The organism is Methylobacterium oxalidis (assembly GCF_007992195.1).
Taxonomy (GTDB): domain Bacteria; phylum Pseudomonadota; class Alphaproteobacteria; order Rhizobiales; family Beijerinckiaceae; genus Methylobacterium; species Methylobacterium oxalidis.
This window is the reverse complement of sequence record NZ_BJZU01000027.1, coordinates 105,786-119,058: the sequence shown is the minus strand read 5'-3', so window position 1 is coordinate 119,058 and position 13,273 is coordinate 105,786. Positions and strand designations below refer to the sequence as shown.

10 protein-coding genes are annotated in these 13,273 nt (G+C 72.6%); 4 read left to right on the top strand and 6 right to left on the bottom strand.

Translation table 11 applies throughout. From position 1 onward, the window contains the following. The first annotated feature begins 338 nt into the window (after positions 1-338). On the top strand, positions 339-1,103 hold the full coding sequence (locus tag MOX02_RS08500) for a DUF502 domain-containing protein (RefSeq protein WP_147025380.1): 765 nt from the start codon (positions 339-341) through the stop codon (positions 1,101-1,103). Between the two features lie 7 nt (positions 1,104-1,110). On the opposite strand, the gene MOX02_RS08495 is transcribed toward MOX02_RS08500, so the two are convergent. Continuing rightward, entirely contained in the window at positions 1,111-1,407 is a 297-nt protein-coding gene (locus tag MOX02_RS08495) for a hypothetical protein (RefSeq protein WP_147025370.1), read from the bottom strand. 200 nt (positions 1,408-1,607) lie between these two features. After that, positions 1,608-3,752: an ATP-dependent DNA helicase RecG gene (gene recG / locus MOX02_RS08490; RefSeq protein WP_147025369.1), complete on the bottom strand. Its 2,145-nt coding sequence runs from the start codon at positions 3,750-3,752 to the stop codon at positions 1,608-1,610. Positions 3,753-4,012: 260 nt separating this feature from the next. On the opposite strand from recG, the gene MOX02_RS08485 reads away from it, so the two are divergent. Then, entirely contained in the window at positions 4,013-4,309 is a 297-nt protein-coding gene (locus tag MOX02_RS08485) for an FAD assembly factor SdhE (RefSeq protein WP_147025368.1), read from the top strand. Between the two features lie 158 nt (positions 4,310-4,467). Continuing rightward, positions 4,468-8,118, top strand: coding sequence for a transcription-repair coupling factor (mfd, locus tag MOX02_RS08480; protein ID WP_147025367.1), 3,651 nt, complete (start codon positions 4,468-4,470; stop codon positions 8,116-8,118). A gap of 86 nt (positions 8,119-8,204) precedes the next feature. On the opposite strand, the gene MOX02_RS08475 is transcribed toward mfd, so the two are convergent. Both MOX02_RS08475 and MOX02_RS08470 read right to left on the bottom strand, forming a co-directional pair. Then, positions 8,205-8,549: a hypothetical protein gene (locus tag MOX02_RS08475; RefSeq protein ID WP_147025366.1), complete on the bottom strand. Its 345-nt coding sequence runs from the start codon at positions 8,547-8,549 to the stop codon at positions 8,205-8,207. A 346-nt stretch (positions 8,550-8,895) separates the two neighbouring features. Continuing rightward, positions 8,896-10,248 carry an AMP-binding protein gene (locus MOX02_RS08470; protein WP_306424525.1) on the bottom strand — a complete coding sequence of 451 codons (1,353 nt, stop codon included), beginning with the start codon at positions 10,246-10,248 and terminating at the stop codon, positions 8,896-8,898. A 407-nt stretch (positions 10,249-10,655) separates the two neighbouring features. Here MOX02_RS08470 and MOX02_RS08465 point away from each other — a divergent pair, with 407 nt between their 5' ends. Beyond that, positions 10,656-11,426 (top strand): invasion associated locus B family protein, encoded by a 771-nt coding sequence (locus MOX02_RS08465; RefSeq protein ID WP_147025365.1) that lies wholly within the window; start codon positions 10,656-10,658, stop codon positions 11,424-11,426. A 114-nt stretch (positions 11,427-11,540) separates the two neighbouring features. Here MOX02_RS08465 and hspQ read toward each other — a convergent pair whose 3' ends face one another. Beyond that, complete coding sequence (hspQ, locus tag MOX02_RS08460) at positions 11,541-11,879, bottom strand: heat shock protein HspQ (RefSeq protein ID WP_147025364.1); 339 nt, start codon at positions 11,877-11,879, stop codon at positions 11,541-11,543. A gap of 63 nt (positions 11,880-11,942) precedes the next feature. Continuing rightward, on the bottom strand, positions 11,943-12,992 hold the full coding sequence (locus tag MOX02_RS08455; protein ID WP_147025363.1) for an HpcH/HpaI aldolase/citrate lyase family protein: 1,050 nt from the start codon (positions 12,990-12,992) through the stop codon (positions 11,943-11,945). Positions 12,993-13,273 lie beyond the last annotated feature (281 nt).

Genomic DNA, 13,273 nt, shown 5'->3' with positions numbered 1-13,273 from the left:
CCAGCTGATCGCCTACCATGTGGCGGTGTTCATGGGCAAAGACGTGGACCAGCCGAGGAACCTCGCCAAGTCCGTCACCGTCGAGTAGCCCGTCACCGTGGAGTAGCCCGTCACCGTGGAGTAGCTCGTCACCGTGGAGCGAGGCCGCCCGCACCCGCGCGGCGCGGAAGGCCGCCCGCGCCGATCGGTCTTGAGCCGCTGGCGCGCAGCCGCTACCTCTCTGCCCCGGGGCGGTCCCGGCGGAGGCCGCGGCCTTCGGAACCCGGGCCCGCCGGCCCGCTCGCGAAAGTGAACCCGTGGCGCCACCCGTCCCGCCGATCCAGCCGCCGCTGCCCGACATGGACCCCGTGAGCCCGCGCCGCCGGGTCAGCGTGCGGGGCCGCCTGCGCACCTACTTCCTCACCGGCATCATCGTGGCGGGACCGCTCGCCATCACCATCTACATCACGTGGTGGTTCATCACCCTGATCGACGGCTGGGTGAAGCCGCTCGTGCCGGCGAGCTACCTGCCGGACCATTACCTGCCCTTCTCGATTCCAGGCCTCGGCCTCGTCATCGCCTTCGTGGCGGTGACTCTGCTCGGCTTCCTGACCGCCAACCTGGTCGGACGCAGCGTGATCGAGTTCGGCGAGGTGCTGCTCGCCCGCACGCCCGTGATCTCGGGGCTCTACAAGGGCCTGCGGCAGATCTTCGAGACCCTGTTCTCCGCGAACGGCACCTCGTTCCGCACGGTCGGGCTCGTCGAGTTCCCCGTGAAGGGGACGTGGTCTGTGGTGTTCCTGTCCGCGCCCGCCGCAGCCGACATCCAGGGCGCGCTGCCGCAAGGGAGCGAGACCGGGAGCGGGACGGGGCACGAGTATGTCGGGGTGTTCCTGCCCTGCGCCCCGAACCCCACGACCGGGTTCTTCTTCTACCTGCCGCGCAGCGAGATCATCGAGGTGGGGATCAGCGTGGACGACGCGGCCAAGCTCGTGATGTCGGCGGGCGTGATCCAGCCGGAGGATCCGCAGACGCGGCTGCAGGCGATGGCGGCGGGGTTGCGGGCCGCGCAGGTCGGGGCAGCCACGGGCGCGGCCGCCGCTCCCGAGCGGCAGGACGCGTGAGAAGACCTTACGAGGCGCTGGCGGTGGCGACGACCGGCGCCTTGACGGCGGTCGGCTGCGGGGCGCCGGGGCTCATCCAGCCGGTGGCTGTCTCGACGGCGAGCAGGAGGCCGAGGGCGAGGCAGAGGCCGTGGGCCGCGATCCAGAGGGGGCGGGAGGCCTGACGAACGGCCTGGGCGATCGCGTCGGCGCCCGTATCGGCCGGCACCTCGTCCGTGTCGGAGATCGGCAGGAGCCACGGCTCGCTGGCGCAGGGGTTCCAGCCCTCGGCGGAGCCCGGCAGGCGCAGGAACGGTCCGTTCATCGGCTTTGCCTCCACGTTTCCGTTGTTCGGGCCGATTGGATCAACCCTTCGTTCATGTTCAGTTAAGAATGCGACACGAACGCGGCAAGGGATGATGCCGTTCCTGTGAACGGGCCGCAACCCCGAATCTGTATGGCAGATGAACGGACGCGGCGCACGCGCCCGGAAGCCACAGACGGCGCCGGATTCCCGACCGGGCCTCAGCCGGCCCCGAGCAGGCGGATCGCGGCCTCCCGCTCGAACAGGTAGAGCAGTGCCCGCAGCGCCCGGCCGCGCTCGCTTCGCAGACCGGGGTCGCGCTCGACCACGAGGCGGGCGTCGTCGCGGGCGGCCTCCAGCAGGCTCCTGTCGCACTCGAGGCTGGCGAGACGGAAGGCGGCGAGGCCGGACTGCCGGGTGCCCAGCACCTCGCCCTCGCCGCGCAGGCGCAGGTCCTCCTCCGCGATGCGGAAGCCGTCCTCGCTCTCGCGCATCATCTCGAGCCGCGCGCGCGCCACCTGCCCGAGGGGCCCCCGGTAGAGGAGGAGGCAGGAGGAGGCGGCCGAGCCGCGCCCGACCCGCCCGCGCAGCTGGTGGAGCTGCGCGAGGCCGAAGCGCTCGGCGTGCTCGATGACCATGATGGTCGCCTCCGGCACGTCGACGCCGACCTCGACCACGGTGGTCGAAACGAGGATCCGGGTCTCGCCGGCGGCGAAGCGCTCCATCGCCGCGTCCTTGTCCGGTCCCGGCATCTTGCCGTGGATCAGGCCGACATCCGCCCCGAAATGCTTCTGCAGGTCCTCGAACCGCTCCTGGGCGGCGGCGAGGTCGACGAACTCCGATTCCGCCACCAGCGGGCAGATCCAGTAGACGCGCTCACCCCGGGCGAGCGCCCGCTCCAGGCCCGCCACCACCTCGTCGATGCGCTCGACGGGGATCGTCAGGGTCTTGATGGGCTGGCGCCCGGCGGGCTTCTCGTCGAGGACGGAGACGTCCATGTCGCCGAAAAAGGTCAGCGCCAGGGTGCGCGGGATCGGCGTCGCGGTCATGACGAGGAAGTCGACCGCCTCGCCCTTGGCGCCGAGGGCGAGGCGCTGGTGCACGCCGAAGCGGTGCTGCTCGTCCACCACCGCGAGGCCGAGATCGCGGAACACCACGCTCTCCTGGAACAGGGCGTGGGTGCCGACCAGGATGTCGATATTGCCCTCGGAGAGGTCGAGGAGGGTCGCGCGCCGCTCCGCCGTGCGGTCGCGGCCCGTCATCAGGCGCAGGCGTAAGGGGCCGGCGAGCGGCTGCAGCCGCTCGAAGTGCTGGCGGGCGAGGATCTCGGTCGGCGCCATCAGGGCGGCCTGGCGGCCCGCCTCGACGGCATGGGCCATGGCCAGCAGCGCCACCGCGGTCTTGCCCGAGCCGACGTCGCCCTGGAGGAGGCGCAGCATGCGCCGGTCGCTGGCGAGGTCCCCGCGGATCTCGGCGATCGCGCGCACCTGCGCGCCGGTGAGCCCGAAGGGCAGCCCGGCCTCGATCCGGGCGGCGAGGTGCCCGTCGCCGGCATTGACCCGGCCGGGCTTGCGCCGCTGGCGGGCGCGCAGCAGCGCGAGCGCGAGCTGCGAGGCCAGCAATTCGTCGTAGGCGAGGCGCTGGCGGGCCGGCGTCCGGGGCGGGGCCTCCGCGCCCTCGCGCCGGGGCGGGGGCGCCTCGTCGGGCCGGTGCTCGGCCCGCAGGGCGTCGGCGAAGGCGGGCCAGCCCTGGCGGGCGAGCCAGGCCGGGTCCTGCCACTCGGGCAGGACGGGCAGGCGGTCGAGGGCGGCGTGGGCGAGCTTCGAGATCGCCCGCGAGGTCAGCCCCTCGGTCGCCCCGTAGATCGGCTCGACGGCGGGCAGGCTCGCGAGCCCGGCCTCGTCGGTGACGCGGGAGGGGTGCACCATCTGCCGGTGCCCGTCCCACAGGTCGATCCGGCCCGAGACGTAGCGGTGGCTGCCGAGCGGCAGCATCTTCTCGACGCGCGCCCGCGGCATCCCGAAGAACACGAGGGAGATGTCGCCGGTCGCGTCCTCCACGAGGACGCGGTGGGGGCGCCGCCCGGCCCCCGGCTGCGGCGGCCGGTGGGCCACCACCGTGACGCCGAGGGTGACGGGCTCCCCCGGCGGCGCCTCGGCGATCGAGCCCTTGAGCTGGCGCGCCACGCCCCCCTGCGGCAGGTGGAACAGCAGGTCGACGATGCGGGCCTCCTGCTCCGGCGTGCCGAGCAGCCGCTCGATCAGGGGCGCGACCTTGGGGCCGACGCCGGGCAGCGTCCGGGCGGGGGCGAAGAGCGGGTCGAGGATGCTCGGCCGGAGGAGGGTCGGGGCGGGCGTATCGGTCATGCGGACAGGCGAGGGCGGGGACGCTGCGGCGAGGATGGTGCCGCGGGCGGGCGCACTTATATACCGAATCCGGCCCCGGCCTGGCTGCGGCACAGCTTCCCGCAGCGGAGCCGCAGGATCCCCGCCGATGCCCGGAGCGTTCCAAACCCGGCCTTGCAATCCGCCGCTGCGGGGGTCAGGGAATTCCGGGATCAGTGGAAGCCGGGATCAGGGGATCTCCGGATCACGGCATCACAGGTTTGGCTCCGCAGGTTCGCTTCATGTCCGGCACCACCCGCACCAGCGCGGATCTCGACCCGCGCCGCCGCCGCACCTTGTACCGGGCGTGGCATCGCGGCATCCGCGAGATGGACCTGATCATGGGCCGCTTCGCCGACGCCGAGATCGGCAGCCTCAGCGAGACGGATCTGTCCGCGTTCGAGGGACTGATCGAGGTGCCGGACCGCGACCTGTTCCGCTGGCTGACCGGCGAGGCGCCGGTGCCGGAGAACTACGACACCCCCGTCTACCGCCGCCTCAAGGCCTTCCACAAGCACGACGCGCCGATCCACTCGTGAGGCGCGCGCGGAACCCGATCCGCCGTCGCGGAGCTTCGTAGCGGAGCCCCGGCTCCGCGAGCGCCGCGCCCCTTTGATCCTGCACCGGTGGTGCCCCCTCGAGACGGCGGGGCGGTCGCCGGCCGCATCCCCTTCGACCGCCGCACCGACACCGACCCATGTCCAAGCCCGCACCGAAACCCTCCGCTCCCGGCCAGAAGTCGCAGGCCGCCCGATTCGCCCTGCCGAAATCCGGGCCCCTCGCGCGCGCGCTCGATGCGCTGAGGCGCGGCGACAGCCCGACCCTCGCCCGGGTGCCGGAGGGCTTCGACGCCCTCGTGGTGGCCGATCTCGCCCGCGCGCTGAGCCAGGGCTTCGAGGGCCCGGCGGTGCTGGTGCACGTGGCGCGCGATTCCGGCCGCTCGAACGCCTTCCAGAACGCGCTCCGCTTCGTCGCGCCCGAGCTCGAGATCATGAGCGTGCCGGCCTGGGACTGCCAGCCCTACGACCGGGTCTCTCCGAACGCCGCCATCGCGGCGAGCCGCATGACCGCGCTCTCGCGGCTCACCCGCTCGCGCTCGTCGGAGGAGGCGCCGCGCGTCCTCTGCACCACCGTCAACGCCCTGGTGCAGCGGGTGCCGCCGCGCGACCGGATCGCGGTCGAGACCTTCTCGGCGGCGATCGGCAACGTCGTGTCGATGGACAAGGTCACCGCCTGGGTCGAGGCGAACGGCTTCCTGCGCACGGGCACGGTGCGCGACACCGGCGAGTACGCCGTGCGCGGCGGCATCCTCGACCTGTCGCCGCCCGGCCTGCCGAACCCGATCCGCCTCGACTTCTTCGGCGACACGCTCGAATCGATCCGCGCCTTCGATCCCGAGACCCAGCGCACGGTCGGGCAGCTCCGCTCCCTCGACCTCGTGCCGATGAGCGAGGTGCAGCTCACCACCGAGACGATCCGGCGCTTCCGCCAGGGTTACATCCAGAATTTCGGCGCCGCGACCCGGGACGACCGCCTCTACGAGACCGTGAGCGAGGGCCGCCGCTACGCCGGGCTCGAGCACTGGATGCCGCTCTTCTACGACCGTCTCGACACCCTGTTCGACTATGTCGGGGGCGTGCCGATGGTGTTCGACGCGCAGGTCGAGGAGGCGGTGGCCGAGCGCCTCGCCCTCGTCCAGGACTATTTCCAGGCCCGCGAGGCCGCCCTGAAGACGCCGCAGGCGGGCGTCGCCCCCTACAAGCCGCTGCCGCCGCGCGCCCTCTACCTCACCCCGAACGAGTGGAAGGAGCGCGTGGCGCAGGCGAGCGTCGCCCGGCTCACGCCCTTCGCCGTGCCCGAGAGCGAGGCCCGCGCCGTCATCGACTGCGAGGGCGGTCCGGGGCGCAACTTCGCGCCCGAGCGGGCCGAGGAATCGGCGAGCGTGTTCGACGCGGCCGTGGCGCACGTGCGCGACCTGCAGGGATCCGGTCATCACGTGATCCTCGGATCCTGGTCCGACGGCTCGCGCGACCGGCTCTGCGGCGTGCTGACCGACCACGGCCTGAGGAAGCCCGTCGCGATCACCCGCCTGTCCGACGTCTACGCGCTGAAGCGGGGCACCGACGTCGCGGTCGCGGTCTGGGGCCTGGAGGCCGGCTTCACGGCGGGCCAGCTCGCCGTGGTGGCCGAGGGCGACATCCTCGGCGACCGGCTGGTGCGCCCGAAGCGCAAGGCCAAGCGCCCCCAGGACGTGATCCTCGAGGTGCAGGCGCTCCAGCCCGGCGACCTCGTGGTCCACGCCGACCACGGCATCGGCCGGTTCGTCGGCCTCAAGACCATCACGGCGGCGGGCGCGCCCCACGACTGCCTGGAGCTGCAGTACACCGGCGGCCTCCTGCTGCTGCCGGTGGAGAACATCGAGCTCCTGACCCGCTACGGCTCCGAGGACGCCGAGGTGCCGCTCGACCGGCTCGGCGGCGGCGCCTGGCAGGCCCGCAAGGCCAAGATGAAGCGCCGCATCCTCGAGATGGCGGGCGAGCTCATCAAGATCGCGGCCGAGCGCTTCGTGAAGCCCGCGCCCCGGCTCGCGCCGCCGGAGGGGCTCTACGGGGAGTTCGCCGCCCGCTTCCCCTTCGAGGAGACGGAGGACCAGGACAACGCCATCGACGCGGTCCTCTCCGACCTCAACGCGGGCCGGCCGATGGACCGCCTCGTCTGCGGCGACGTCGGCTTCGGCAAGACCGAGGTGGCGCTGCGCGCCGCCTTCGCGGCGGCGATCTCGGGGCGCCAGGTGGCGGTGGTGGTGCCGACGACCCTGCTCGCCCGCCAGCACTACCGGACCTTCGCCGAGCGCTTCAAGGGACTGCCCGTCCAGGTCGCCCAGGCCTCCCGCTTCGTGCCGAGCGGCGAGATGAAGAAGGTGCGGGAAGGGCTCGCCAACGGCACCCTCGACATCGTGGTCGGCACTCATGCCCTGCTCGCCAAGGCCATCACCTTCAAGGATCTCGGCCTCATCATCGTGGACGAGGAGCAGCATTTCGGCGTCTCGCACAAGGAGCGGCTGAAGGCGCTGAAGAGCGACATCCACGTGCTGACGCTCTCCGCGACCCCGATCCCGCGCACCCTCCAGCTCGCCATGACGGGCGTGCGCGAGCTCTCGATCATCGCGACGCCCCCGGTCGACCGCCTCGCGGTGCGCACGTTCGTGACGCCCTTCGACCCGCTGCTGATCCGCGAGGCGCTGCTGCGCGAGCGCTACCGGGGAGGCCAAGCCTTCTACGTGGTGCCGCGCATCGAGGACCTCGCCGAGGTGAAGCGCTTCCTCGACGCCGAGATGCCCGAGATCAAGGTCGCGGTCGCCCACGGGCAGATGGCGGCGGGCCAGCTCGAGGACGTGATGACGGCCTTCTACGAGGGCAAGTTCGACGTGCTGCTCTCGACCACGATCGTGGAATCGGGCCTCGACATCCCCACCGCCAACACGCTCATCGTGCACCGGGCCGACATGTTCGGCCTCGCCCAGCTCTACCAGCTCAGGGGCCGCGTCGGGCGCTCGAAGGCGCGGGCCTACGCGCTCTTCACGACGCCGGCGAACCGGCAGCTCACGGTCCAGGCAGAGAAGCGCCTGCAGGTGCTCCAGAGCCTCGACACGCTGGGCGCGGGCTTCCAGCTCGCGAGCCACGACCTCGACATCCGCGGCGCCGGCAACCTGCTCGGCGACGAGCAGTCCGGCCACATCAAGGAGGTGGGCTACGAGCTCTACCAGCAGATGCTGGAGGACGCGGTCACCGCGCTCAAGGCCGGCATCTCGGAGCCCGTCGAGGAGGCGTGGTCGCCCACCATCGCGCTCGGCGCCCCCGTCACCATCCCCGAGGACTACGTCGAGGACCTCACGGTTCGCCTCGGCCTCTACCGGCGCCTCTCGACACTCGAGAACGACGCCGAGATGGAGAGCTTCGGGGCGGAGCTGATCGACCGCTTCGGCCCCCTGCCGCCGGAGGTGGAGCAGCTCCTCAAGATCGTGACGATCAAGATCCTGTGCCGCGAGACCAACGTCGAGAAGGTCGAGGCCGGCCCGAAGGGCGTGGTGATCCACTTCCGCGACCGCGCCTTCGCCAACCCGCCGGGGCTCGTGGCCCTCGTCGCCGAGCAGGGCTCCTTCGCCAAGGTGCGGCCCGACATGAGCATCGTCTTCATCCGCGAGCTCGACACGGTGCCCGAGCGGCTGAAGGTGACGACGCAGATCCTGCGCAGCCTCGCCAAGATCGCGGGCCGCGGCGGCAAGGGCCAGGGGAAGAGCGAAGGGAAGGGCGAGGGCAAGCGGGAGGGGAAGACGAAGGCGGCCTGAGGGCCGCCGCCCGGGCGCGGGCGCGCGGGAATCCGGGTTTTCCTAAAGAGGCGAGGAGCTTGGGACCGGATCCTCGCGAAACGCCTTCAGAGCTCCGGCTCGTTGAGGACGTAGGGGCCGATGCGGCTCTTGAGATCGATCGGCGCGCCGGTGCGGCGGCCGGTCTCCTCGTCCACGATGATGACGGGGATGCCGGCGTCGCGCATCTGGGCGCGCAGCGCGTCGGCGCGCTCGGCGAAGGCGGAGCCGCCGCGGGCCGAGGCCTGGAGCAGGATGGCGGCGGGGCGGGCGATCACCGCGAGCACGTCCTCGGCCGCCTCGAGCGAGGCCGTGACGCTGGCGTAACCGAGTTCGGCGAGCTCGGCGGCGAGCGAATGATCGACGGCGCGGTGGCCGTCGTCGACAACAAGGACTTGTTGCAGCGCACCCATAAGCTTCAGCGTTATCCCATCGCGCGTCCCTTGGGAAGGGACCCTAGCAACAACCCGCAGGGCAGGGATTGGTTCGCCGGCGAGATTGCAGTGCGAAAATGCAGTGCCCGCATGAGCGAGAGATGAACCGGACCTTGACTCCGGCGCGCGATGGCGGCGCAGAACATCACGTGTTGCCTGAACGAACCCGTTCAAAGCTCTGCAGTGGAACGATATTAAGGCTGTTCCCGCGTTTCCCTTCGCATCGGCGGGCGCCCGCAGGATCCGATTCGGAGAGCCGCGCCCGGCATGGCGGCGCAACGTCGGGGAGGAGTCTCCTCGTCGGGCGGCGGCAGGGCGCCTGGCGTCACGCCTCGGTCAGCCCGGTCGCGGTGCCGGCAAACAGGGTGGGGCGGTAGCGTGTCGGGCGCCAGGCTGTGCCGTCGTCGGGCCCCGCCTCGCCGCGGCGATAGGGCGCCGCCTTGGCGGCCTGCCCGCGGCAGGCGATGCGCCCGTCCTCGTCCCGGCGCAGGGAGAGGAGGCTCGCCGGCAGGCCGAAGCGCTCCGGCTCGGCGAGGCCGAAGGCGAGGTCGTCGCGGCCGCGCGTGCCGGAGAGGACGAGGTCCTCGTCGAGCGCCACGACGTCGACGACGGCGGCACGCCCCCCCGCGAAGGCGGTCCGGAGGCTCCGGCCGGTGAGCCGGGCCGGGGCGCGGTGGGCGAAGCCGATGGTGCGCAGCGTGTCGGGCAGGGCGGCGCGGGCCAGCGCCGGCTCCAGGAAGGCCGGCGCCACGAGGTGGGTCGGGACCGGCCGCAGCAGGGCGGCGCCGAGGGCGGCCCCGTCGAAGACCGGCAGGGTCTCCAGGCTCGCGCCGGCGACGAGCGCCGCCCCGAGGCCGGTGACGACGCCGCGCAGGTCGCCCGGCGCCACCAGGGTGAGGATGCGCTCGCCCGGCTCGACCCGGGCGGCGATGAGGTGGACGGCCACCGCCGCCAGCAGGGCGTCGCCCGGGCGGTGGACGGGACGGTGCGGGTCGCCCCCGACGAAGCTGATAAGGCCGCCCCCGGTCTCGGCGGCGACGGGTCCGCCGCGCCGGTCGAGCACCATCTCGTCGAGGTTGATCACCCCGTCCGGCACGTCGGGCCCGAAGGCGGCGAGATAGCGCAGGCCGAAGTAGCGCACGGCCGCCCGGCAGAGGCGCTCGGCCGGGCGCGCGGTCCCGAGCCGCGCCTGCGTCAGGACGGCGCTGATGCCCGCCGCCTCGATGCCGGCGGCGAACTGGTCCTCGTCCCAGGTCGCGGGCAGGAGGCATGGGATATGGCCCGCCGCCTCCACGGCGAGGTGGGCGACGAGGCCCTCGGTGCTGCCGGGAAGGGCCAGCCCGATGCGGCTGCCGGGCGCGAGGCGCCACGCGCGCAGGCCGCCCGCGAGCCGGGCGACGATCTCGGCCGCCGCGCCGTAGGTCCAGGTCATGGCGGGCCGGCCGCTCCAGGCCGCCTTGTCCGCCGCGTCGACGAGGGCGACGCGGGCCGGGTGGCGCCGGGCCGTGGCCGCCATGAGGGCGCAGAGGCCGGTGCGCCGCAGCGGCACCTCGGCCGGCGCCGCGCCGGGTGCCTCGGGCGAGGCGTGGGGCAGGGAGGACGGATCGGAGCGCGCCGGCCACCCGGGCAGGGCCCGCGAATCGGAGGCTCTCGGTAAGACAGCAGCCTGCGCCGACACCTCGCGCCCCACTTCCCAAAGCCGTCGGCGAAGGACCGTCGCCGGCCCTCCCGCGACCTTCCGGTGATGGGACTATAAGGTTAACCGATCCCTAATTTCTCACGCAGCCGCGATACGGTCCGAGCCGAGCCCCCGCCACTCTCCCCGCGAACCGCCTCCCGTGCGGCCGCAGCGCTTCCGACCGGTGCGAGAACGGCTGCGGTGTCATGTCTTCGCCGTATTCCGGAGGAAAGCAGGCCGCCCTGTCGTTCGAGCGGAGCCGAGAGGTGCCCGCGCCCGCGCGGCGCCGCCCGGGCCGGCCGACGGCGCTCCCGGGCCGAGGCCTCCGGCGCGCGGCTCGAACGCGATACGGTTCCCGATCGTCCCGATCCGGTCTCAACAAGACGCACTCCAAGGGGTCAGAGCTGATGTTCTTCGCCAACAGCCAGGGGCGCCGCACGCGCGCCGTCGCGTTCCTCGCGCTCGCGGGCGGCCTCGCCGCCGGGCCGGCTCTCGCCCAGGCGCAGCCGAAGGGCAAGCCGGCCGCCCCGGCGCCCGCCGCGCCGGCCCAGGCCCCGCAGACCCCCGCCGCCCAGCAGCAGCAGCAGCAGACCGGCCCGCAGATCATCAACGTCAAGTCCGAGCCGAGCCAGGCCGACTGGACCAAGGTCTGCGGCAAGGACCAGGGCTCGGGCACCGACGTCTGCTACACCACCCGCGACTTCGTCTCCGACCAGGGCCAGCCCGTGCTCGCGGTCGCCGTCTACGAGATGAAGAACGCCCAGACGAAGCAGGAGGTGCGCGTGGTGCGCTACCTGCTGCCGCTCGGCCTGCTGCTGCAGCCCGGCATCCGCTTCACCGTCGACGGCCAGCAGCCCACCGCCGGCCGCTTCGCGGTCTGCTTCCCGAACGGCTGCTTCGCCGAGGCGCCCCAGCTCGACGCCGGCGTCGTCGCGGCGATGAAGAAGGGCACCACGCTCAACGTCTCGGTCCAGAACCAGACCCAGCGCGAGGTCACCTTCGCGGTGCCGCTCGCGGGCTTCGGCAAGGCCTTCGACGGCCCGGCCATGGACCCGAAGGTGCTGGAGGAGCAGCAGAAGAAGCTCCAGTCCGAGCTCGAGAAGCGCAGCGACGAGATGCGCAAGAAGCTCGAGGCGGAGAAGGGCGGCGCGGCCGCCACCGCCGCGCCGAAGCCGTAAGGGCGGCTCCGGATACATTCAGGACGACGCGGGAGGCCGGGCAGCGATGCCCGGCCTCCTCGCTGTCCGGAGGGAGGCTGTGCCCGTGCTCCGACGCCGGGCGGCGGGCCCGGATCAGTTCGGATGGCGGTCGCGGATGCGGTAGATGCCGGTGGCGTCCCGCTCGAAGACCTCGGCGATGCCCGCGTGCCGCAGGGCCTCGCCGGAGGTGTCGGGCACGAGATTCTGCTCGGAGACGTAGGCCACGTACTCGGTCTCGGCGTTCTCGGCGAGCAGGTGGTAGAAGGGCTGGTCCTTGCGCGGCCGCACCTCCTCGGGAATCGCGAGCCACCACTCCTCGGTGTTGTCGAAGATCGGGTCCACGTCGAACACGATGCCCCGGAACGGGTAGATCCGGTGGCGGACCACGTCGCCGAGGCCGAACTTCGCGGTTCTCATCCTGGGGTCGGTCATGGTCGTCTAGATAGGCTCCGGCCGGGCGCCTGTCAGCGCCGGCCGGCCCGCCTGCGCGGGTGATCAGGAAAGCTTGTAGGCCGCGGCGAGTTCCGGGTCCTTCTGGGCCACGAGACGCGCGAGGTCGACGATGACCTTGGCCTGCTTCCAGGTGGCATCGTCCTGCATCTTGCCGTCGAGCATCACGGCGCCGGTCCCGTCGGGCATCGCCTCGACGATGCGCACGGCGAAGGCGACCTCGGCGGGGTCCGGGGCGAACACGGTCTTGGCGAGCGTCACCTGGCTCGGGTGCAGCGTCCAGGCGCCGGCGCAGCCCATCAGGAAGGCGTTGCGGAACTGAGCCTCGCAGGCGGCGGAATCCGAGAAGTCGCCGAAGGGGCCGTAGAAGGGCTTGATCCCGTTGGCCATGCAGGCGTCGACCATCTTGGCGATCGTGTAGTGCCAGAGGTCCTGCTGCGCGGAGGCGCGCGGCGCGTCGCCCGCCGGGTCGGCGATGACGCGGTAATCCGGGTGGCCGCCGCCGACGCGGGTCGTCTTCATGCCGCGGGAGGCCGCGAGGTCGGCCGGGCCGAGGCTCATGCCGTGCATGCGGGGCGAGGCGCTGGCGATCGCCTCGACGTTGGCCACGCCCTCCGCCGTCTCCAGGATGGCGTGGACGAGGATCGGCTTGCCGACGCCGTGGCGCGCCTCGAGCTGGGCGAGCAGCTGGTCGATGTAGTGGATGTCCCAAGGCCCCTCGACCTTGGGCACCATCACCACGTCGAGCCTGTCGCCGACCTGCGAGACGATCTCGAACAGGTCGTCGAGAATCCAGGGCGAGTTGAGGGCGTTGATGCGGGTCCACAGGCCGGTGCCGGAGGCCGCGAAGTCGGTGTCGCGGGCCATCGCCACGAAGCCCTTGCGGGCAGCCTCCTTCTGGTCGGCCGGAACCGCGTCCTCGAGGTTGCCGAGCACCACGTCGACCGTCCTGGCGAGTTCCGGCACCCGGGCGCGGACCTTGTCGTTGTGGGGCGGCACGAAGTGGATCATCCGCTCGAGCCGGACCGGCAGCTCGCGGAAGGGGTTCGGCGCGCCGGTGGCGAGCGGCTGGAAGAAGCGGCGCGGCAGTTTCATGACAGACCTCGGCAGTTGCGGACCTCGGCAGGTCGCGGCGGGTGCGCGTCGGCGGGAGCGCGGACGGTTCGCCCCCGCGTAGTGCAAGCGTGGCCCCGGCGTAAAGCCGCCGCGCGCGCGCCGCACCGGATGGCGTTCCGGCGGACGGGCCGCATTCGGCCGGCGCGGCAGGTGTTGCAGCGCACGCACTGTCAAGCTCCGGACCGGAACTGCCCCGTGCGGAGGGGCGTTCTGGCAATCGAGGCGGGTCTCACCAGGGCCCCCGCGAGAAGCCCGTGCGC

Coding starts and splice junctions, on each gene's coding strand:
- MOX02_RS08465 (WP_147025365.1), top strand. CDS start 10,656: ATGTTCTTCGCCAACAGCCAGGGGCGCCGCACGCGCGCCGTCGCGTTC.
- mfd (WP_147025367.1), top strand. CDS start 4,468: ATGTCCAAGCCCGCACCGAAACCCTCCGCTCCCGGCCAGAAGTCGCAG.
- MOX02_RS08455 (WP_147025363.1), bottom strand. CDS start 12,992: ATGAAACTGCCGCGCCGCTTCTTCCAGCCGCTCGCCACCGGCGCGCCG.
- MOX02_RS08475 (WP_147025366.1), bottom strand. CDS start 8,549: ATGGGTGCGCTGCAACAAGTCCTTGTTGTCGACGACGGCCACCGCGCC.
- hspQ (WP_147025364.1), bottom strand. CDS start 11,879: ATGACCGACCCCAGGATGAGAACCGCGAAGTTCGGCCTCGGCGACGTG.
- MOX02_RS08495 (WP_147025370.1), bottom strand. CDS start 1,407: ATGAACGGACCGTTCCTGCGCCTGCCGGGCTCCGCCGAGGGCTGGAAC.
- recG (WP_147025369.1), bottom strand. CDS start 3,752: ATGACCGATACGCCCGCCCCGACCCTCCTCCGGCCGAGCATCCTCGAC.
- MOX02_RS08500 (WP_147025380.1), top strand. CDS start 339: ATGGACCCCGTGAGCCCGCGCCGCCGGGTCAGCGTGCGGGGCCGCCTG.
- MOX02_RS08485 (WP_147025368.1), top strand. CDS start 4,013: ATGTCCGGCACCACCCGCACCAGCGCGGATCTCGACCCGCGCCGCCGC.